We start from the raw sequence: 19,096 nt of genomic DNA on the forward strand, positions 1-19,096 counted from the left end.
GCACATGCGCTTCCCACCGATAGGCCGCAGCACAAAACTGCCGCGCAAACCCCACATCCAGACCAATTCCACGTTCTCTTCATCAGGCTCTGCACAACCCAAGTTTAAGAGGTCGCATGAACACCCCTCCTGTGAAAACAACGCCGGTTACTCCCGCCGATACCCCTTACCGGCGAAATTTCCTCATACTTTTCTTCAATTACTTCGTCTCGCAGTGCGCGTCCGGGTCAGCGTGTTGCTCATTCATCCAGCGATCGAGCAGCATCCCCGCGCAGCGCGCGCCGCATAGATGCTTCACTCCGTCAGTCCGAGCCTGGTGCGGTTCCCACCGGGTCAGCTTAATTAACGGTTGATTGTCTTCTGGCTTCGATCCCTGAAAGCAATCCACCCAGGCCAGCCACCAATCTCCTTCTTCGCCCTTTTGGTCGCCACACACATCACATTCGTAGTTCTCGCTGTAAGACATCCCGCATCTCTCCTGCCGCTGAAGCTATCACAGATAGCGGCAGAAATTGAACTCCTCAGGGCGTGCGCAACGCGCTTTGGTCGTAACTACTTCGTCTGCTTGCCTGAATCATCCGGCGTTTTGTTGTTGGTGATGTCCTGTCCGTTGTAGATGATGCGAGATGAAGTGTGGAACTGCTTGTAGTCGGTGTACTTGACGACGCTACGAAGATGCACATCTCCACCACCCTCTAGTCCAAAATGGAGAATGCCCTCTGCTTTGGTATAGATAGGAAACCAGTACTTGCCATCGACCTGGCCGTAGTAGGTCGTGAACGGTGGTGAGAGATCTTCGTGCCCCTTACGCAGATCGTCAGGAACATTTTTCCCGTTAACAAGCACAATCTGGAAGTCTTGCTGGTCGACCCAAACGCGGCCTTGGAAGTAACGATGGTTTTTCTCAATGACTTTGGGCTTGGCATCGAAGACGTATGTGTCGATCTCGTCCACATGTTGGCGGCCAACGTAAGTAATGTCGTACTGGGGTAGATCTTCGGTGGTCAAAATGAAGGGCAATCGGTGCTCGATGTCCTGGAAGTCCGCTGGCGACATCATGACACGCTGGAGTGTATTTTGTGGCGCAAAAACCACGTGTTCTGCACGTTTGCCATCTTCACCGAAGACGATGTCTGTGACCTCGTAATACTCGCCATCCACCTTATTGGTGTCGTCGTTGATAGTGTCCACCTTTACTGACCGCTGCCACGTGTAGTTGCGGCGTGCCACATCGAAGACGCTCTCGCGCGCCGCAAACTTGTCGACGATCTGCTGTGAAGTCAGCCCAGCGGGCAGGGTGGCGTCAATCGGACCAAAACCCTCCTGTGCGGAAGCGTATGGATTTGCGACAGATGCAAGCAGAAACACCACGACCGCCGATACCACAACAAGACCAGGCAAAGAAGCTGGAGTAAACCGAGTGGAGAGGTTTTTCATCGCATGGAACTCCCGTTCAAGATGACGCAAGCTCATTATGCGTCGCGAAGCATCCTAACCAAGGATAGACGCTATTTGTGGAGGTTTGGTGATGTGGGCATCGCCGTATCTTGAAGCCTGGCCTGCGGCCGTGCGCTGGCTCTGGCCTGGGGCAGTCGCCTGTCTGGCTGGATCGGCATGGATTGCGCGACGCAAGGCCGGCGTTCAGGATGCCCGGCAACGGCAGAAAACACGACTGCATGAAGAGTTAGAAGCCTACACCCGGCTAGATACCCGCATTCCTGACGAAGGAGAGATGCGAGGCTTGGCACACCGAGTATGCCGCATGGTGGCCGAAAAGAGTGCGTTTTCCCGCGCTGCAATGCTTGTTCGCGGCGCTACAGGTCGTCTGCAAACCGAAGATAGCAAAGGTCTGGACGAACAAACCGCACAAGCGCTGGATGCCTGGTGTGAATCGTTGATGGAAGTTGAGCGCGGCCAGACTGCAAATCACGGGACCTACGAATTCGGTATGCGTATTACGCCGAACAGCTTTGCTATCGTGCTGGGCAAAGGTGCCGAAGACACAGGCTGTGGACGCGCAGTCTTCACCCCCATGTGGGGCTCCAGCGGTCGAATTCTAGGTGCGCTGGTTGTCTGCGCCGATGGCCTGTTGAGCGTACGACGAAGCGCTGTGGTCGAAGCAATGGCAAACATCGAAGCACTCGCAGCCAAACTGGCACGGGCCATAGAGAACGCGGCGTTGGCTGAGCGTCTGCTCAAGGCGGAGAAGCTGGCAGGACTCGGCCTGCTTGCAGGAGGCGTCGCCCATGCCCTGGGCAATCCGTTGACCTCGGTGCTGGGTTTCGCCGAGCTGATTGCCGACACCACACAAGAGCCGCGCGTGCGCGAAGATGCCCAGATGATTGCACGAGAAGCCCGACGAATGCGCGAGACCGTAGACAGCCTTTCCAACTACTGGCAGCCCATTGCTGGCGGTGACGAGTTAGTCGAGATACCATCTCTACTCGATGAGTTGTCTGTCGTGTGCTCGGAAAAACTTGAGCGACGCGGAATCCGGCTGGTTGTCGAAACAGCAGACGCGGTTCCGATCATTCGCGGCAATAAGGAGCGGCTGCGACAGGTCATGGAGCATCTCTTGAACAATGCAGCCCAGGCAGTGGGCAAGGCTATGGAACTCGGCGTCGCTTCGCCACTAGACGATGACAGCGAGGCACACCTAATTCGAGTGACGGTCAACTGCGATGAGCGCACGTTGCACCTGATCATCAGCGACACCGGACCTGGTTTCCGCGAACCCGCGCGGGTCTTCGATCCGTTCTACACCGGCGCTGACGTGGAGGCGGGCGAAGGCGCGAAGATTGGGCTGAGCCTCTGTCACGGCATTGTTCGCGAGCACGGCGGTGAGATCAGCGCCTTCAACCTGCACCCTCACGGAGCAGCTGTCATGGTAGAGCTGCCCGTTGGCAGCGCCTCGCATCCTGCACGCGAAGTAGCTTAAGATCAGGCACTGGCGCTCGCGCCCTCAGCCTCGTAGACTTGCGCGATGAGATATCGGATGCATTGCTGCTCAAATCGCAGATTCCAAGAGCAGATGGCAGGGACACACTGATGGCGTTCACCTCCCGAAAGAGTAAGCAACCCCTCGGCGAAGACGCCTTGTTCGAGTATGCCGTCGCCACACTGGCGCGCAAGATGCGTACCGTGCGCGACCTCAAGCGCCTGATGAAGACACGCGCCCAAGCGGGCGAGGCTGGCGAACGCGACATGGACCGCGTGGTGGCGCGTCTGAAAGAACGGCAGTACCTCTCCGACACGCGCTTTGCCGCCGATTACACGCGCCTGCGTAAAGAGAACGAGAAGTACGGCCGCCGCCGAGTCCAGCAGGACCTGATGCAAAAAGGCGTCCACAAAGACCTCATCGCAAAGACGATCGAATCGGTCTACGAAGACGTGGACGAGGCCGCGCTTGCCCGCGAATACATCGCGCGCAAACGGATCAAGCAGCCAAGCGACGAGAACCGTCAAAAGGAGACTGCCCGCGTAATGGGCCGGTTACAGCGGGCAGGCTTCTCAGCGGGGGCCATCTACAAAGTCCTGCGCGAATGGGACATTGAGGTTGACGAGGTTGCCGTGGAAGAATCCCTTGAGGACAGCGGGCCCGATAGCTCTGTTTAAATCGCTCGCACAAGCCGCGCGGGCAGATAAAAGAGCGCGGCAATCAATTCAAACGTTCCACCAACGACGACCCCCACCAGCCGGAACGGCAGCAATACCAGCCAGATGAGTGGATACAGCAGAAGCGCAGCAATCGCAAGTGGCCAACAAAAAAGCAACAACAGACAGAAGAGCAGGAGTTTGAGCATCGATTCGTCTCCACTGCAAGATACGCCGCACGAAGATGAAAAGTTCCGGCGTCGGTGGGATGATTCAAGATGATGCCGTCGAATGACTTACAAAGGGTGGTCGCGGTCGATTGGTCAGGCGATAAGGGATCAGGCCAGCGCAAAAAGATCTGGGCAGGGGTATGGACGGCTTCAACCGGGCGAGTGGCGCTCGAATCAGGTCGCACGCGCGATGAGTTGGCCGCATGGCTGATCGAGATGGCACGCGAGACTCCGCGCATGGTCGTCGGCGTGGACTGCTGCTTCAGCTTTCCGGCGTGGTTTCTTGAAGAGCACCAATGCGCAACCGTGTTTGACTTCTGGCGCTTCGCCTCCGCAGGCCAAGGCGAGCGATGGCTCGCACGGGAATGCAAGGAAGTCGCCCGCGATGAACGTTTCTGGGGCGCGCCGCACAAACGGCCAGCACAGTTCTGCGGCGAAGGGCTTGCGCGCTCGATGCGCTTCACCGACATGGATAACAAGATCACCCCGAAGATGCTCACAGGCGATCCCGAGCGCGCAGCAAAAGTAAAAGGCATCACGCCGAAGTCGCCGTTTCAGATCGGCGGCAGCGGCAGCGTAGGTACTGGCTCTCTCCGCGCAATGCCGTTTCTGCTGAGGCTGCACGAAGCGGGCTTTCGCGTCTGGCCATTTGAGCACTCCGCAATCGGAGCGAAGAAGCCCGCGCCGCTGCTGGTCGAGATGTATACGCGCCTTCTGACGGGAGCGGTCGCCAAGAGCAACGCAATTGCACGCAAGTCCTATCTTGCGGCGAAGCGGAGAAACGACGTGGCTTATGCAACGCTCTCGCGCAACGTGCTGGCGAAGGCTTACGCCAGCGAAGATGCATTCGACGCGCTGGTCTGCGCGATGGAGATGGTTCAGGTGCGTGAAGAGTTTTCAGCTCTTCGTGCCACACGCAAGCCGCTGCTGCGCCTCGAAGGAATCACATGGCGCCCCGGAGTAGGCGGTCACTGAGCTGTCGCTGATAAACTTGAACCATCTATGATCAATCGTTCAGGCAACCAGATTCGGGAAGATTTTCTGCGTTTTTTTGAAGGCAAGGGACACCGGAGGGTGCACTCTTCTTCGCTGGTGCCGGCGAACGATCCCACGCTGCTGTTCACCAACGCGGGCATGAACCAGTTTAAGGACGTCTTCCTTGGTGCGGAGAAGCGTGACTACTCGCGCGCAACTACCTCGCAGAAGTGCGTCCGCGCGGGCGGCAAGCACAATGACCTCGAAAACGTCGGCTTCACTCGCCGCCATCACACCTTCTTCGAGATGCTGGGCAACTTCAGCTTCGGCGACTACTTCAAAAAAGACGCCATCGCCTACGCGTGGGAGTTGCTTACTTCGCCGGACTGGTTCGGCATCGATACGAAGAAGATGTACGTGACCATCTTCGAGGGCGATGCGAAGGTGCCGCGCGACGCCGAGGCGTACCAGTTCTGGCTCGACGTGGGGGTGCCCAAAGAGCGCATCTTCGAGATGGGCGCTAAGGACAACTTCTGGGCCATGGGCGACACCGGGCCTTGCGGGCCGTGCTCGGAGATTTATTACGATCTCGGTCAGGCTGCTGGTGAAGATCCGTCCGTCGATAAGCTGTTTGGTGAAGATGATGCGCGGTATGTCGAGATCTGGAACCTCGTGTTCATGCAGTTCGACCGCTCAAGTGACGGTGTGCTGACTCCGCTGCCGAAGCCTTCGATTGACACTGGAATGGGGCTTGAGCGCATCGCCTGCGTGCTGCAGGGCGTGCTCTCGAACTTTGAGACCGACCTGTTCACTCCTCTCATCAAGCGCGCCGAAGAGCTGACCAGGCACAAAGTGGAAGCAGACCACGAGATCGACGAGCGTTCGCGAGCTTCTCTGCGCATTATCGCGGACCACTCGCGCGCGGCCACGTTCCTCATCTCCGACGGCGTGCTTCCTGCCAACGAAGGACGCGGCTACGTGCTGCGTAAGATCATGCGGCGCGGGATTCGGCACGGTCGGCTGCTCGGGCAGGAGAAGCCGTTCATGCACGAGATGGTCTACGCCGTGCGCGATGAGATGGCTGCGGCTTATCCCGAACTGAAGGAGACCGCTGATCGCGTGGCGAAGGTTGTGCTCGCCGAAGAACAGCAGTTTGCACGCACGCTGGAGCTAGGCTTGCGGCAGATGACCGAAGAAACGCTGCGATCTGGAGCGGCTGCGTTTCACCTATATGAAACCTTCGGCATGCCGCTCGACTTCATGGTCGATGCAGCGCGTGACGCAGGCGTCGCTTTCGACATGGAAGGCTTCGAGCAAGCACGTGCTGAAGAACAGACCCGTGCTCGCGCTTCGTGGAAGGGTGGTTCGCAGAAGACTGCGGCTCCTGTCTATCGTGAGTTGCCGAAGACGGAGTTTGAAGGCTACTCCGCGCTGCGGGTGGATGGCGCTCGCGTTCTTGCGCTGGTGAAAGACGGCGTCGGCGTGCCTGAGCTGAAGGCTGGCGACGAGGGCGAGGTTGTGCTGGACGCGACGAGCTTCTATGCGGACTCGGGCGGCCAGGTTGGCGACATCGGCTGGCTGTATTCGGGCGATCACAACTCCGTCGTGGCCGAGGTGCGCGGCGCGACCAAGCCGGTGCAGGGCGTCTTTGCGCATAAGGTTGTGGCGCGCCAGACGCTTGCGGTTGGCGATACGGTCGATACCGTCGTCGATGCTGTGAACCGGCGCGCGACCGAGCGGAATCACACCGGAACGCACCTGCTCCATGCGGCGCTTCGGCAGACTCTCGGGACGCATGTGAAGCAGGCTGGTTCGCTGAACGATGCTTCGCGGCTGCGCTTCGATTTTTCGCACTTCTCCGCTGTGGCTGATGAGGAGTTGCAGGACATTGAAGACATCGTGAACCGCGAGGTGATGGGCAATACCAAAGTCGAGACGCTGGTCGATGTTCCGATCGATGTTGCCGTGAACGAGCTGGGCGCGATGGCGCTGTTTGGCGAGAAGTATGGCGACCGCGTCCGCGTGGTGAAGATTGGCGATTTTTCGACTGAGCTCTGCGGCGGCACACATACGGCTGCTACCGGCGAGATCGGGTTGCTGAAGCTGGTTGGCGAAAGCTCGGTTTCGAGCGGTGTACGGCGTGTCGAGGCGGTCTCGGGCACGGGCGCGCTGAGTGAGTTCCGGCGCGGGTTTGATGTGACGCGCGTCGTTGGGCAGGTGGTTGGCGCGACCGACGCAGCTCCGGCGGACGCGCTTCGGCACAGGCTCGCCGCACAGGACGAGGAGATGAAGAAGCTGCGGCGCGAGCTGGATGCTGTCCGGATGAAGGCTGCTTCTTCGTCTGTGGCCGATGCGGCTTCCTCGGCCGTTGAGGTGAAGGGCGTGAAGGTGCTGGCGCAGCGGGTGGATGGGATCGAGAAGGCGCAGATGCGGGAGCTGGTGGACCAGCTTCGCGGCAAGCTCGGCTCGGGCGTCGTCGTGCTGGGCGCGGCGGTGGATGGCAAGGTGTCGCTGATCGTGGGGGTGACTAAGGACCTGACCTCGCGAGTCCAGGCGGGGAAAGTGGTTGGGCAGCTTGCGGCGCTGGTGGGCGGTAAGGGCGGTGGGCGGCCTGATCTGGCCGAGGCCGGCGGATCGGACGCCGGCGCTCTCGATGGGACTCTGGCCAAGGCGGCTGGTGTGGTGGAGGAGTGGCTCAAGTAATCGCTGGGGTTCCACCCGTGGTGTGAGTTCTTTTCCTGGTGGACAACCGGGTTGCGTGTACCACACTCTAAACTTGGAACTTACGTCCACGGAAGGGACTCTGACGGATGGCGACTCCCCATGACCACGCTGAGCATGAACCGGTCACGCCTGAATCCAGCCTGACTCTCGACCTCTTTGGGTCTCTCATCACCTTTCAGGTGCGCAGTGCTGAGACGGAGGGGGCTTACGCGATCCTTGAGGCTGCCGTGCCTCCGGGCCGGGCGAAGGTGCTGATGCACAGTCACGCGGCTGCGGAGACGTTCCAGATTCTTGATGGGGAGTTCGAGTTCCACGCGGTGCGGGATGGGCAGGTTTCGGTCTTTCGGGCCTCGGCGGGGGACATGGTACACATGCCGCCGAACGTGCCGCACGGGTACCGGAATGTGGCGAAGGAGGTTTCGAGCTTCCAGACGGTGGTCGCCCCGGGGTCGATGGAGGGGTACTTCCTGGAGCTGGGGATGCCGACTGCCGCGACCCGTCCGACGAAGCCCACCGCTCCGGATCTCGAGCTGCTGGGGACCGTTGGGGAGAAGTATGGGGTGGCGCTGTACGAGGAGTGACCCCCCTCCCCCGTCTTTAATTGCTAAGTCTTCGATTGAAATGGTTTAGGCTGCGCGAGATTTGGCAAAGTCTTCATTTGATTGGGCTTGAAGGTAAAGTCTTCTGAAGAAATGGTTTAGGCGTGCAAAAGCCCCGGAGTTCTTCCGGGGCCTTCTTGTGTTCTATCTCTCTATTTTAGCGGGGTGGGAGAAACTAAACCGCCAGGTTTTCCTGAAAAATATCCTGTTTTGTTTGTGATGGTTACGGGGCTTTTCAGCAGTTTGGGGGCTTGACAGCGGTTTTGTCTTCTATTTCGTGCTCAAACGCTTTACCTCTGCTATAGAATTGCCGCGAAACGAAAATGGAGAGTGCAATGGTTCGTGGTCAGCAGCTTGCAGTGTATCTTCTGGCGGCCGGAATCTTCGCCATGGGTGTCGTCTCGGTTGTGTCTCGGGACTTTGCGTATACGTGGCAGCCAGTTCCGGCGTTTGCCGGTCGCGGAATGGTTGCCGTGGCCTGCGGGCTCTTCATGATGGCGCTCAGTGTTCTGCTGGTGTTTCGTCCGACGTTCCGCATCGCTGTGCGTGTGCTCTTCCCTTTTCTGATTGTGTGGCAGTGCCTGAAGGTTCCTGCGCTGATTGCGGCCCCGAAGATTCTGGGCGTCTGGCTTGGGTTTGGCGAGACTGCGGTACTGCTGGCTGGCGGGTGGGTGCTGTTTGCGCGCTTCTCGGAAGTGGAGAGTCGTGGTTTTTTCAGGTACATCACGGGTGAGCGCGGAGTGCGCGCGGCGACGATCCTGATGGGAGCGGCGTTGCTTCCTATCGGACTTTCACACCTGGTTTATGCGCAGATCACGGCCAGCCTGGTTCCGGCGTGGCTGCCCTCGCGGATAAGCTGGGCTTATATCACCGGCATTGGGCAGATGGCCTGTGGGCTGGGATTGCTGGCGAATGTGCTGGCGCGGAAGGCGGCCTTTATCGAAACGGCGATGCTGGCGATCTTTGCGTTTCTGGTGTGGGGTCCGGATACGTGGTTTGCTTCTGTGCCGAAGCTGGTTGGATCGCCTGCGGGGTTCCGGTTTCCCTTTACGGCGTTTTTGATTACGTGGGTGATTGGTGCGGCGGCCTTGATTGTGGCGGTGAATATTGGGGTAAAGCGTAGTGCCCGGGAGCCTGTACGGGATTTGGTTTAGGCGATGAGCCGGCGCAGTCCGTCGGACGAGTCGCACGATTACGCAGGAACGTATGTCAGCCTGATCACGTCCTCGACAATTCGATCGCTGGCGACCAGGTGAAGCGGCGGCCGAGGGCCGGTGAAGAATGGCCTGCCATGACCGAGCACGACGGGGTGGAGGTAGATTCGATACTCGTCAATAAGACCAAGGCCGGTCAGGCTTCCTGCCAAGACTGGTCCGGCAACTTCAATCTCCCCGTCATGCTGAATCTTCAGCCCGCGTATCGCCGCCTCCACGTCGCCTTCGACGAGTGTGGCGTTGGGACCGACAGACTTCAGGGAGCGTGACACAACCCACTTCGGCTGGGCTCGCCATGCCGCAGCGTAGTCGCGTTCCTCCGCATCCCAATCCGGAAGGTCATCGTCCCAATAACGCATGACTTCATACATGCCGCGACCGTATATCATGCCGGTCAAGCCGCGCACCCGCTGGATGAAATGACGAAAGAGCGCGGGACGGGGTGGTCCCATTTTCTGGTGGTCGACGTATCCGTCCAGGGACTGGTTCAATTCATACACGAGCTTCGCCATGCTACAAGACCTCCACGCCGGGCTCTTCTGAATAGCTTAAGCCGACGTTGCGCGGCGAGTTGGACGATCCTGGCTTATTGCGCTCGGAAGTTGACTCTGCCGCCGCGAATTGTGTAGAGCACTTTCGTAAACGCAATGGGATCGCCTGACGCGGGGTCTTCCGTTAGCACCGTAAGATCGCCGCGCATGCCGGGTGCGACTTTGCCTTGATTGCTGGCTACTTTAAACAATTCGGCGGGAGCAGTCGTCAACATGGCGAGGACTTCGCGAAAACCGAGGCCGGCCTGGCTCAACTGGCGGAATTCTTCGCTCTGGTCGTAGTCGGGCAAGAAGCCGGTGTCCGTGCCGTAGACCAGCCGTCCTCCCATGGTGTGAAATTGGTTCACCAGGTCGCGGATCTGGGCAATGGTCTTGTCTTGTGAGAAGAGTTTCAGCGTCGGAATCATTGTCATATGCTGCGCAACCATTTTGCGCAGGAACGGCTCGTCGATGCCGCGGGTTGCCTCGGGAGCGTGTGCGAGCACATCCACGCCAGCTTCTACCGCGACGCGCGTCCCCTCCAAGTTGGACGGGTGGGCAAAGACAAGTTGGCCGTGGCGGTGTGCCTCTTCGGCTGCGGCTCGCGCTATGGGCAGGGCCATGGGAGTGATCTGATCGGGTTTCACGATCGAGCCGGTGAAGAGCTTCGTGATATCGGTGCCCAAGGCAACGTTCTTATCCACGAAGGCCGCCGCTTCGGCGGGAGTTTCGGGCTGGCCTAGTTTGGATCGCAAGGCAACGGGGATGCCGTCGAGGTAATAGGGGAGTGCGTGCGCAGGAAAGATGGGCACGCCTGCGGTGTAGATCTTTGGTCCCGCGATTTCGCCGCTTTCGATACGGCGGCGGAGAGCAATGGTGTTTTCTCCGTCCGATCCGCAATCGACGACGGTGGTGAAGCCGGAGTGCGTCAGCATTGCTTGAAGCTGGCCTTCGAGCTTCTCCGCGGGCTGATGGGCAGCGTCGTCCCACTTCGGCTCCATGAAATGCACATGAGCATTCCAGAAGCCAGCCAGTACTACGCAACCATTGCATTGCAGTGTGTCCGCTCCCTGTGGCACATGCACGTGCTGGCCGACAGCAGTGATTGTTCCATCGTGGATTACGACGGTCGCGTGGTGAAGCGCAGGCGCATGAGGCGAGGTGTAGACGGTTGCGTCTGCAATGGCCAGATTTTGTGCAGCGAGACGTGATGCGCCCGAAGTGATCATCAGCGCAGATATCAGCAGGAAAAGAACAGCTCTCATGCGCTAATCTTACGGGCCTGGATTGATATATGTTCCCTGAGCGGCGCGAATCTTATCGAGATGTTTTCGCTGATCGCTAGTCTTGTGGTTTTCGGTATTTGAAGAACCATCCGATGGAAGCCGTCGCGATGAAACCAAAACCAAAGAGAACCACTACAGCAATCAGAATTCCTACAGTGAACGTAAGCATGCTGCCTCCCTGGTCTTTAGCTGCTCTGTGTCCGTGCTTCCGGACAGCGCTCAGGAATGACCAGCAAAACGAGACTCTTCAGGAATCACATTACGCTGATTGCTTTGGAATTAAATCCCACAAACGGGGCAAGGGATTGGCTTGAGACGTGCGGATGGGCGGCAAGGTATTGGGCGCGGACGAATCGTGTGCTTCGAGAGAATTGCCCTTCAACGAAAAACCCCACGTCTCAAAGCGAGACCCTTCGACAGGCTCAGGGCAGGCTGTGGGGCACCCGCATCCGTGTGTGCGGTGATTATTTGTACTCGTAGAGGACGACGCGTTCGATGTGGACTTCGCGCTGGTCGAAGCGCCAGTAGCCGCCCTGGTCGCTTTCGTCGCCGTTGAGGCGGCGGCCTGCGATCCATGTTCCGTTGTCGAAGCGGCCTTCGTCGATGGAGGCGATGCCGACCTCGGGGGCTTTGGTGTCGCGAGGCGTGAAGGAGACGCGGAAGCCCTTGCCTGCTCCGAGGAAGTGGCCGGGGCTTTCTTCGAGGATGAGGCCGTAGCCGCTCTTTGCGCCGTTGCCGAAGATCTGGTCGAGGCTGACGTGGACGGTGAGGCCGTGCATGACGAAGTCAACCATGGGGTGGTCCTGGCTGAGCACGAAGCCGTGGATGTCGCCGGATTGCTGGCCGGTGAGGATGAAGGGTTCGATCTGGGCGATTGCGTGATAGCTGGCGGCGAGTTCGTCTCTTCCCTGTGTGATCTTTTCGAGGCTGAGCCCGGGCCAGGTGTCGCCGTGCATTCCGGCGTCGATGGCGAAGGGAGAGAAGCCGAGGGAAGCCTGCTCACCGAAGGCGTAGAAGACGTTGGCTGCGCCGGTGCTGCCGCCGTTGGTTTCCGGGATAAAGAGCGGGTTGTCGGGGCGGTGGTAGCGGCTGGTCCAGCCGGAGAAGTCGGAGGCGTAGAGGTCGGGGCACTGCATGTCGAGCGAGTTGCCGGCGGCCTTCCAGATGTCGATGACGCGGGGCTGCGAGCCGCCGCTGGGGTAGTTGCCGGGAGGCGTGTCGCCGCCGCCGAGCCAGGTGTTGTTATACATGGGCAGCGGGTAGGCGCTTTTGCCGGCGGCTGCGATGGCCTGGAGGTAGCGGGCGTAGTGCCAGGCCATGAAGATCTCGTCGGCGCGGGCGCTGTCGCCGAAGACCTCGGTCCAGGTGCCGCGGGTTTTGGCGCCGTTGGCGTCCCAGAGGGTGCGGAGCTCGTCGTTGAGCGAGGCTTTGTGCGTGGTGAGGTAGCTCATCAACTGCTCGGGGACCTGGCCGGCGAATGCCTGCTCGGCGGCGGGCGAGTGGTCACGCGAGGCTCCGAGGACGCCGACTTCGTTTTCGACCTGCATCATGAGGACGGTGTGGTCGGTGTCGACGGTGCGGAGATGCTCCATGAGCGCGTGGAAGGCTTTGGCGTCGGCCTCGCGCAGGGCGGACGAGAAGGTGCTGAGCGTGGTGGTGGGGCGGCCGTCGATGATGACGCGCGGAAAACGTTGGGTGTCGCGCTTGACCCAGACGGGCGGGTAGCTGGAGACGCCGTTCTTCCACGCGGCGAGCCAGAGAAAGACGATGTGGACGTGCTGCTCGCGGGCTTGTGCGATGAGGCCGTCGACGAGCGTGAAGTCGTAGCGGCCCTCTTCGGGCTCGACGAGCTCCCAGGAGACGGGCGTGAGGACGGTGTTGATGCCCATGTCGGCGAGCTGCTTCCACTCGGGCTTCATGTAGTCGAGGCTGGAGGAGCTGGAGTTGTAGAGCTCGCCGGCGATCATGAGCATGGGGTGGCCGTCGACGATGAGTTGCGTGGTGGCTCCGCGCTTTTCGAGATGGGGGATGGAGGCGGTCGTCTGGGATCGCGCGCCGGGCAGAGCGAGAGTTGCTGCAAGGATGGCGATTGAGAAAACGTTTGCAGAGGTTTTCATGACGCTGACCAATGTATCACTCGTGGGTGCTGGGTGGGTCGAGAAAACAAGCAACAGCAAAAGCGAAATGCGGGGGTCTCTCCACTGCGCAGCGCGATACTACCGCGCTGCTCCGGTCGAGATGACGTGAATTTTGGGGCGCGATACACCTGTGCTATCTCTGTCGGATGGCGTGCTTTGGGGCACGATACACCTGTGCCTTCAGGCGGATTGGAGGGTGGATTCGATGGCGGAGTTGACTTCGGCCTGGGCGAATTCGGCGGCTACGCGGATGCCGTTCATGATGGCGCGTTCGTTTGAGGAGCCGTGACCTACGATGCAGACTCCGCGCACGCCTAGCAGTGGTGCGCCGCCGTACTCGGAGTAGTCGAGACGCTTTTTGAAGTCGGCGAAGGCGCGGCGGGAGAGCAGCGCGCCGACCTGCGAGGTGACGGTGGATTTGAGCGATTCGCGCAGGGACTGGCTCATCAGGTGGGCGCAGCCTTCGATCGATTTGATGGCGACGTTGCCGACGAAGCCGTCGCAGACGGTCACGTCGGAGTGGCCGTTGAAGAGGTCGCGGCCTTCGACGTTGCCGATGAAGTTGATGCCTTGAAGGGCGCGGAGCATGGGGAGCGTGTCGCGGGTGAGCGAGTTGCCTTTGGAGTCCTCTTCGCCGATGGAGAGCAGGCCGACGCGTGGGGTGTTGATGTGCAGGACGTTCTTTGCGTAGATGTTGCCCATGACGGCGAACTGGACCAGATTGTCGGGGTCGCAGTCTACGTTGGCGCCGACGTCGAGCAGCAGCGAGGGGACGCCGCGCGAGGTGGGCATGATGGTGGCGAGCGCAGGGCGATGCACTCCGCCGAGCATGCCGAGCACCATCTTGGCCGTGGCCATGGCCGCTCCGGTGTTGCCTGCGGTGAAGAACGCGGCGGCCTTGCCGGGACCGTGGGTCGAGCCGGAGACGAGGCCTTCGCGCACCATGCGGAGGCCGACGCGCATGGAAGAGTCGCGCTTGGCGCGGACGGCCTGGGCGGCCTTGTCGTCCATGGTGATCCACTCGCTGGCGGGGACGATGAAGACGGGCAGGCGCTGGCCGCGGAGGGCTTGGCGGAGCAGAGGACGGATCTTGTCTTCGGGGCCGACGAGGTGGACGCGGACGTCGTACTGGCGGGCAGCAAGAACAGCCCCGCGAACCTCTGGTTCGGGGGCCTTGTCGGAACCCATCGCGTCTACAACGATGTCAATCGGCATCAGCGAATCGTAGCAGGGTTTGGGGTTGTGAGTGTTAAGCTACGGCTTCTTTGGTGGCGATGACGGAGCGGCCCTTGTACTCGCCGCACTTCTTGCAGGCGCGGTGCGGGAGCTTGCGCTCGTGGCAGTTCGGGCACTCGGAGGTGCCGGTCGGGGTGAGGAAGTCGTGGCTGCGGCGCTTTGCGGTGCGCTGCTTGGAGTGACGCCGTTTTGGATTAGGCATTGCTGTTCCCTTTCGATGGCCGCCGCCGAATGGTGCTGGCGCGGCAAAACCTTATTTGTGCTTCGGCTCGAGCTTTTCGGCCAGACCGGCAAGCGCATTCCAGCGTGGATCGTCGGGGACCGACGAGCAGGAACATTTCGCTTGATTCAGGTTCTGACCACAGCGCGGGCAAAGCCCCTGGCAGTCTGGTTTGCAGAGAATACGGCTGGGCAGGGAGAGCAACACCTGCTCGCGCACCACATCCTCGAGCAAAAGACCGCTGTCTTGATAATAACCGATTTCGGTCTCGTCGGGGGTAATGGCGTGCTCGCCGGAGTAGGTTTCGGCGGAGTTGGGGCGGAAGATGAGATCGAAGTCGCCCTCGACGGGAACCTGGACGGGCTCAAGGCAACGACCGCACTGGACCTCGAACCCGGCGGCGAAGTGGGCGCGGAGGCGGATGTCGTTGACATCGTGGGCGGCGCCGCGGGTGAAGGGGTCGGCGCCGTGGTGCTCGACGACGAGGTCGGCCTGGCCTTTGATGGGGAGTGGGGTGATCTGGCGGACGTCTGGAGCGTAGTCGAGCGCGCCGGGGGCGATGGTCTCGTCGAAGTGGAGCGGCTCTTCGACTAGTTGGATGGGGGTGATAAGCACTTTTTAAGGGTATGCAGGTTGAGGGTGGGGGTCAAATGCTGAACTGTGGAGAGCTGCGGCAATGCTAAGATGGCTGCCTACGACACCTGACTATGAATTTGGACCGTAAGTTACTGTGTACCTCGGTTTGCCTGATGCTGGTCGGGCTGACTTCGTGCGGGACCGCTACTGCGCCAGTTTCGGGTGCGGGATTGAATGGAAATTGGAATCTGGTTGCAGATTCACAGCTCAAACATCCGCCGCTATCGACAACTCTGACAGTCAATGGCAATCAAATAACAGGCGGTGGCTTCTTAGAAATTCAATGCCAATCGGGCACACCGCTCATTGGAGGATACTCTCTGGCATTTACCGGCACGCTTGCGCCTGATGGCACATTTCATGTGACAGAGCCAGTAGCCGACACCGTTCAGGTCACGATTGATGGGACTGTTCCGGTGAACAACAGCAGTTCGTGGAACGGAACTTATACGATCAATCTTGCCGCGGCGTCCGGCTGCAGTTTGAACCAGACAGAGACGTTCACAGCAGTTCCCTTTGCGCCGGTCGCTGGAACCTATGCCGGAGCGATTAGCGGCGTGCAGCTTGGTTCTGGCGTCAGCGCGAGTGTGCAGATCTCCGAGGATATCCCGCAGACGATTCAATCGACGAACGGGAGCACACGTACTCGATATCCATTGAGCGGAACTATTTCGGTGCAGGGATCATCATGCTTCAAACAGGGTACGACCACAGGCAGCCTATATCTGAATGAGATCGCTGGAAACTTCGTCACCATGGGTTTTGTTATGGACGATGGGTCAAATTTGACTTTCTATGGACCGTTTACAGACATGAGTGAAACGGAGATCAATCCTGTAATGTTCACCGTTTCCGGCGGTCAGTGTGCCAACAAAAGCGGCGGATCTGATCTAACAAAGCAGTAGTCACTACCACTGGCCGTGGGCTTCGGTGTGGGCGGTGAGGCTGGTGATCTCGATTTTCTCGAAGCGGAAGCCGATCTCGTGGAGGTAGCGGGTGTCGATGAGGGGGCCGTCGTGCTGGCCGGCGTGGACGGATTGACGCGAGAGGGAGACGGTCGCGTTGGAGAGCAGGATGGTGTGGTCGAGGGATTGGCTGCCGTCAGAGAGTGGCAGGAAGAACTCGAAGAGGACCGAGGTGAGGACTTCGCCCGTGTAGGCGGCCTGGTAGAACTGCGGTGAGGACGCTCCCCAGAGCTTGGTGAAGAGGACGGGCCGCTGCTGGCATTTCGTGGTGGCTGCGCCTTCGGGTTCGAGGACGCTGTAGCTGAGGGCTACGCCGGGAATCTTGTTGGCGAGCTTGGTGGAGAGGGTTTCGCCTTTGAATGCGCCTTGAATGCTGCCGGTGACTGTGGCGAAGAACTGGAGTGTCATTTGGTCTGCCTTGCTTCGGACGAAACGATGAAGCGGCCTTTTGGCTCTTTGTCAGGGAGCCGCTGAAGGCCGCTGATGTTTAGATGCAGTGGGATGCCGGTTTATTGCTTGTCGAAGATGTATGTGACATCAAACTCGCCGAGGTCGAGAGAGTAGTGCGTCTGGCGCGTGAGGGTTTTGCCGTCGGCGGAGAGCGAGTAGACGGAGTGGACGGTGCCGTTGGAGCCCTTGTAGTTCATCTTCTGGTCGACGACGAGGGTTGCTCCTTGCCACTGGGCTTTTGAGCTAAGGATTTTGAAATCGTCGGTGGTGGAGAAGTTTCCGGCGGGCGTGGATGCTTCAGTTGCGGCGATGGGGATGGGCAGGATGTAGATCTGCTTGCCGGTGTCGTCACTGTCGTTGGCGGCGGCGATGGTGATGGCAGTGGCGGTCTGCTGAATGATCTCGAGTTCGCTGTTGGGCGGCGGAACCTGGCCAAAGTCGCTCTTCGCGACGTTGAGTTTCCAGGCGCCGGAGAGGTTGGGTTGGGCCGCTGCTGTTGCGGCTGCTGGAGCCTGGGCCGGGGCTGTTTGCGGTGTGGTTTGGGCTGGCAGCGCAGCGGTGGCTACGGCGAGAAAGGCTGTGGCGAGGGTGAGTCGGATCATGTCATGGTCCTCGGAAATGGGTTCAGGGCCCGGCCGCAACATCATACTGGATTCCTGAGCAACGGGATTTAAACGTGCCGGTGAAGGCTGCTGACAGGAGGGTGTCAGCAGGGAGAGGATACTTTCAGGTCGTGGGCGAATCGAATCGGCATGGAGGATGAACAGCGATGAAGATGACGGAGATGTTTCTGGATGAGCTGAAGCAGGAAGCGGCGGGAACGCGAAAGACGCTGGAGCGCGTGCCTGAGGGACGGAATGACTGGAAGCCGCATGAGAAGTCGATGCCGCTGGGGTATCTGGCTTCGCTGGTGGCGTCGATGCCGGGGTGGATTGACGCGATGATCAATCGCGATGAGCTGGACTTCGCTCCTGTGGGCGAGAACAAAGACAAGCCGAAGGAGTGGACGACGCGCGCGGAGCTGCTGGCGCAGTTCGATGAGAATCTTGCCAAGGCCGAGGCTGCGCTGAAGAGCACGACCGATGAGCACCTGATGACGAACTGGCGGCTGCTTGCGCATGGATATGAGGTGAGCAATCTGCCGCGGTACAAAAATATTCGTACGGGCGTGATCAATCACTGGGCGCACCATCGCGGGCAGTTGACGGTGTATCTCAGGCTGAATGAAGGGCTGGTCCCGGCGCTGTATGGGCCTTCGGCGGATGAGCGGTTTTAGCGGGCAGTAAGATAGTGGGTGCTATTCTGGCACCCACTTATGGCCGCGAAGAAATCCATCTGGAAGAACTTTCTGCAAGGTGCCGCGTGGCTGCTGTTCTTCATCGGCGGCATGGCCTGCCTGGATGGGGACAAAGGAAAAGGATGGGCCATCCGGAGCTTCACGGGGGCGAATCGGCTGTCTGCTGAGATGGGCGACCTATGCCTCGCTGTCCTGTGTGGGCTACTAGGCATCTTTGCGATGTCTGCGGCAAACCGGAACCCTCGAAAGGACAGTGAATCACCCCAGAAATAGGCGGATGGCGGCGATACCTGCCGCTCCGGCTTTCATGCAGGATGGAGTGTTTTCGTGGGTGATGCCGCCTAGCGCGTAGACCGGGATTGGGGCTGCGGCGATGCAGGCTTCGCGGAGCTTGTCGAGACCTGCGGCTGGGAGGTCGGCTTCGCCCGCTATCTTTTTGCCGAAGACTGGCGCGAAGAGGATTGCGGACGGCTTGTGCTGGATGGCGCGGCGGACTTCTTCGATGGTGTGGCAGGAGATGGTGATGATTGGCTCTGGTGCGTTGGCTGTTGCGTAAAGCTGACGGACCTGCGTGGGTGTGAGTTCTCCGGGTGCGGCGGTGAGGTGGACTCCGTGGGCGGCGGTGGCGAGGGCTACGTCGGCGCGGGTGTTGATGAGGAGTTTGGTTTTGCTTCCGGCGATGGTTTGGAGGATGTCTCGTGCGAGCTGGGATTGTGCGGCTGCGGGAAGATCTTTTTCGCGGAGCTGGATGAAGTCGGTGCCTTCGCGGGACCAGCGGGCGCATTGGGTGATGAGCGCGGCCTGCTTTTCGGATTCGTCGCCTGAGAAGAGTGCTCGACTGGTGATGGCGTAGCGGTGCATCATCTTTTGAGTTTAGGACCAGCGGAAGATTCGGTGGATGGGAGCGCCAAAATCAGGCTGGGCAGAGTTGTACATTCCCACCCATCGCAAAAACGCGATGGATGGGCACCAGGAGACTCACCCGCGTAGCAGTAGACTTGC

Annotated in this window: 20 protein-coding genes; 8 read left to right on the forward strand and 12 right to left on the reverse strand. The window is 59.8% G+C overall.

Translation table 11 applies throughout. The features are described 5' to 3' along the window. Positions 1-199: 199 nt before the first annotated feature. Both IEX36_RS10025 and IEX36_RS10030 read right to left on the reverse strand, forming a co-directional pair. Entirely contained in the window at positions 200-466 is a 267-nt protein-coding gene (locus tag IEX36_RS10025) for a hypothetical protein (protein WP_188759186.1), read from the reverse strand. 86 nt (positions 467-552) lie between these two features. After that, complete coding sequence (locus IEX36_RS10030; protein WP_229668857.1) at positions 553-1,473, reverse strand: LolA-like protein; 921 nt, start codon at positions 1,471-1,473, stop codon at positions 553-555. Between the two features lie 55 nt (positions 1,474-1,528). On the opposite strand from IEX36_RS10030, the gene IEX36_RS10035 reads away from it, so the two are divergent. Next, entirely contained in the window at positions 1,529-2,938 is a 1,410-nt protein-coding gene (locus IEX36_RS10035) for a sensor histidine kinase (protein ID WP_188759187.1), read from the forward strand. A 110-nt stretch (positions 2,939-3,048) separates the two neighbouring features. Further along, positions 3,049-3,615 (forward strand): regulatory protein RecX, encoded by a 567-nt coding sequence (locus tag IEX36_RS10040; protein ID WP_188759188.1) that lies wholly within the window; start codon positions 3,049-3,051, stop codon positions 3,613-3,615. On the opposite strand, the gene IEX36_RS10045 is transcribed toward IEX36_RS10040, so the two are convergent. Next, on the reverse strand, positions 3,612-3,803 hold the full coding sequence (locus tag IEX36_RS10045) for a hypothetical protein (protein ID WP_188759189.1): 192 nt from the start codon (positions 3,801-3,803) through the stop codon (positions 3,612-3,614). The genes IEX36_RS10040 and IEX36_RS10045 overlap by 4 nt on opposite strands. A 69-nt stretch (positions 3,804-3,872) precedes the next feature. On the opposite strand from IEX36_RS10045, the gene IEX36_RS10050 reads away from it, so the two are divergent. The 4 genes from IEX36_RS10050 to IEX36_RS10065 all read left to right on the forward strand — a co-directional run bounded on the left by IEX36_RS10050 (position 3,873) and on the right by IEX36_RS10065 (position 9,276). Beyond that, positions 3,873-4,799 (forward strand): hypothetical protein, encoded by a 927-nt coding sequence (locus IEX36_RS10050; RefSeq protein WP_188759190.1) that lies wholly within the window; start codon positions 3,873-3,875, stop codon positions 4,797-4,799. Between the two features lie 27 nt (positions 4,800-4,826). Further along, a complete protein-coding gene (alaS, locus tag IEX36_RS10055) occupies positions 4,827-7,502 on the forward strand; it encodes an alanine--tRNA ligase (RefSeq protein WP_188759191.1) in 2,676 nt (891 codons plus the stop codon). 107 nt (positions 7,503-7,609) lie between these two features. After that, positions 7,610-8,104, forward strand: coding sequence for a cupin domain-containing protein (locus IEX36_RS10060; protein WP_188759192.1), 495 nt, complete (start codon positions 7,610-7,612; stop codon positions 8,102-8,104). 353 nt (positions 8,105-8,457) lie between these two features. Further along, positions 8,458-9,276 carry a DoxX-related protein gene (locus IEX36_RS10065; protein ID WP_188759193.1) on the forward strand — a complete coding sequence of 273 codons (819 nt, stop codon included), beginning with the start codon at positions 8,458-8,460 and terminating at the stop codon, positions 9,274-9,276. 38 nt (positions 9,277-9,314) lie between these two features. Here the strand turns inward: IEX36_RS10065 and IEX36_RS10070 are convergent, their stop codons facing one another. From IEX36_RS10070 to IEX36_RS10095, 6 genes are all read right to left on the reverse strand, one after another. Beyond that, a complete protein-coding gene (locus tag IEX36_RS10070; protein ID WP_188759194.1) occupies positions 9,315-9,848 on the reverse strand; it encodes a dihydrofolate reductase family protein in 534 nt (177 codons plus the stop codon). Positions 9,849-9,922: 74 nt separating this feature from the next. After that, positions 9,923-11,131 (reverse strand): amidohydrolase family protein, encoded by a 1,209-nt coding sequence (locus IEX36_RS10075; protein WP_188759195.1) that lies wholly within the window; start codon positions 11,129-11,131, stop codon positions 9,923-9,925. Positions 11,132-11,616: 485 nt separating this feature from the next. Beyond that, positions 11,617-13,269 (reverse strand): GH35 family beta-galactosidase, encoded by a 1,653-nt coding sequence (locus IEX36_RS10080; RefSeq protein ID WP_188759196.1) that lies wholly within the window; start codon positions 13,267-13,269, stop codon positions 11,617-11,619. Positions 13,270-13,470: 201 nt separating this feature from the next. Next, a complete protein-coding gene (gene plsX / locus IEX36_RS10085) occupies positions 13,471-14,505 on the reverse strand; it encodes a phosphate acyltransferase PlsX (RefSeq protein WP_188759197.1) in 1,035 nt (344 codons plus the stop codon). A 34-nt stretch (positions 14,506-14,539) separates the two neighbouring features. Continuing rightward, complete coding sequence (gene rpmF, locus IEX36_RS10090) at positions 14,540-14,728, reverse strand: 50S ribosomal protein L32 (RefSeq protein WP_188759198.1); 189 nt, start codon at positions 14,726-14,728, stop codon at positions 14,540-14,542. A gap of 51 nt (positions 14,729-14,779) precedes the next feature. Continuing rightward, positions 14,780-15,361: a YceD family protein gene (locus tag IEX36_RS10095; protein WP_188759199.1), complete on the reverse strand. Its 582-nt coding sequence runs from the start codon at positions 15,359-15,361 to the stop codon at positions 14,780-14,782. Positions 15,362-15,453: 92 nt separating this feature from the next. Here IEX36_RS10095 and IEX36_RS10100 point away from each other — a divergent pair, with 92 nt between their 5' ends. Continuing rightward, positions 15,454-16,287 carry a hypothetical protein gene (locus IEX36_RS10100; protein ID WP_188759200.1) on the forward strand — a complete coding sequence of 278 codons (834 nt, stop codon included), beginning with the start codon at positions 15,454-15,456 and terminating at the stop codon, positions 16,285-16,287. Between the two features lie 3 nt (positions 16,288-16,290). Here IEX36_RS10100 and IEX36_RS10105 read toward each other — a convergent pair whose 3' ends face one another. Further along, positions 16,291-16,755: a type VI secretion system tube protein Hcp gene (locus IEX36_RS10105; RefSeq protein WP_188759201.1), complete on the reverse strand. Its 465-nt coding sequence runs from the start codon at positions 16,753-16,755 to the stop codon at positions 16,291-16,293. 101 nt (positions 16,756-16,856) lie between these two features. Beyond that, a complete protein-coding gene (locus tag IEX36_RS10110) occupies positions 16,857-17,399 on the reverse strand; it encodes a hypothetical protein (RefSeq protein ID WP_188759202.1) in 543 nt (180 codons plus the stop codon). A 167-nt stretch (positions 17,400-17,566) separates the two neighbouring features. On the opposite strand from IEX36_RS10110, the gene IEX36_RS10115 reads away from it, so the two are divergent. Next, positions 17,567-18,073: a DinB family protein gene (locus tag IEX36_RS10115; protein ID WP_188759203.1), complete on the forward strand. Its 507-nt coding sequence runs from the start codon at positions 17,567-17,569 to the stop codon at positions 18,071-18,073. A gap of 279 nt (positions 18,074-18,352) precedes the next feature. Here the strand turns inward: IEX36_RS10115 and IEX36_RS10120 are convergent, their stop codons facing one another. Continuing rightward, positions 18,353-18,958 carry a thiamine phosphate synthase gene (locus IEX36_RS10120; protein WP_188759204.1) on the reverse strand — a complete coding sequence of 202 codons (606 nt, stop codon included), beginning with the start codon at positions 18,956-18,958 and terminating at the stop codon, positions 18,353-18,355. Positions 18,959-19,096 lie beyond the last annotated feature (138 nt).

The organism is Edaphobacter acidisoli, from assembly GCF_014642855.1.
In the GTDB taxonomy this organism is placed as follows: domain Bacteria; phylum Acidobacteriota; class Terriglobia; order Terriglobales; family Acidobacteriaceae; genus Edaphobacter; species Edaphobacter acidisoli.

Excerpts from the sequence above, each read along its gene's own strand:
- IEX36_RS10025 (WP_188759186.1), bottom strand. The coding sequence starts at position 466 with ATGTCTTACAGCGAGAACTACGAATGTGATGTGTGTGGCGACCAAAAG.
- IEX36_RS10030 (WP_229668857.1), bottom strand. The coding sequence starts at position 1,473 with ATGAGCTTGCGTCATCTTGAACGGGAGTTCCATGCGATGAAAAACCTC.
- IEX36_RS10035 (WP_188759187.1), top strand. The coding sequence starts at position 1,529 with ATGTGGGCATCGCCGTATCTTGAAGCCTGGCCTGCGGCCGTGCGCTGG.
- IEX36_RS10040 (WP_188759188.1), top strand. The coding sequence starts at position 3,049 with ATGGCGTTCACCTCCCGAAAGAGTAAGCAACCCCTCGGCGAAGACGCC.
- IEX36_RS10045 (WP_188759189.1), bottom strand. The coding sequence starts at position 3,803 with ATGCTCAAACTCCTGCTCTTCTGTCTGTTGTTGCTTTTTTGTTGGCCA.
- IEX36_RS10050 (WP_188759190.1), top strand. The coding sequence starts at position 3,873 with ATGATGCCGTCGAATGACTTACAAAGGGTGGTCGCGGTCGATTGGTCA.
- alaS (WP_188759191.1), top strand. The coding sequence starts at position 4,827 with ATGATCAATCGTTCAGGCAACCAGATTCGGGAAGATTTTCTGCGTTTT.
- IEX36_RS10060 (WP_188759192.1), top strand. The coding sequence starts at position 7,610 with ATGGCGACTCCCCATGACCACGCTGAGCATGAACCGGTCACGCCTGAA.
- IEX36_RS10065 (WP_188759193.1), top strand. The coding sequence starts at position 8,458 with ATGGTTCGTGGTCAGCAGCTTGCAGTGTATCTTCTGGCGGCCGGAATC.
- IEX36_RS10070 (WP_188759194.1), bottom strand. The coding sequence starts at position 9,848 with ATGGCGAAGCTCGTGTATGAATTGAACCAGTCCCTGGACGGATACGTC.
- IEX36_RS10075 (WP_188759195.1), bottom strand. The coding sequence starts at position 11,131 with ATGAGAGCTGTTCTTTTCCTGCTGATATCTGCGCTGATGATCACTTCG.
- IEX36_RS10080 (WP_188759196.1), bottom strand. The coding sequence starts at position 13,269 with ATGAAAACCTCTGCAAACGTTTTCTCAATCGCCATCCTTGCAGCAACT.
- plsX (WP_188759197.1), bottom strand. The coding sequence starts at position 14,505 with ATGCCGATTGACATCGTTGTAGACGCGATGGGTTCCGACAAGGCCCCC.
- rpmF (WP_188759198.1), bottom strand. The coding sequence starts at position 14,728 with ATGCCTAATCCAAAACGGCGTCACTCCAAGCAGCGCACCGCAAAGCGC.
- IEX36_RS10100 (WP_188759200.1), top strand. The coding sequence starts at position 15,454 with ATGAATTTGGACCGTAAGTTACTGTGTACCTCGGTTTGCCTGATGCTG.
- IEX36_RS10105 (WP_188759201.1), bottom strand. The coding sequence starts at position 16,755 with ATGACACTCCAGTTCTTCGCCACAGTCACCGGCAGCATTCAAGGCGCA.
- IEX36_RS10110 (WP_188759202.1), bottom strand. The coding sequence starts at position 17,399 with ATGATCCGACTCACCCTCGCCACAGCCTTTCTCGCCGTAGCCACCGCT.
- IEX36_RS10115 (WP_188759203.1), top strand. The coding sequence starts at position 17,567 with ATGAAGATGACGGAGATGTTTCTGGATGAGCTGAAGCAGGAAGCGGCG.
- IEX36_RS10120 (WP_188759204.1), bottom strand. The coding sequence starts at position 18,958 with ATGATGCACCGCTACGCCATCACCAGTCGAGCACTCTTCTCAGGCGAC.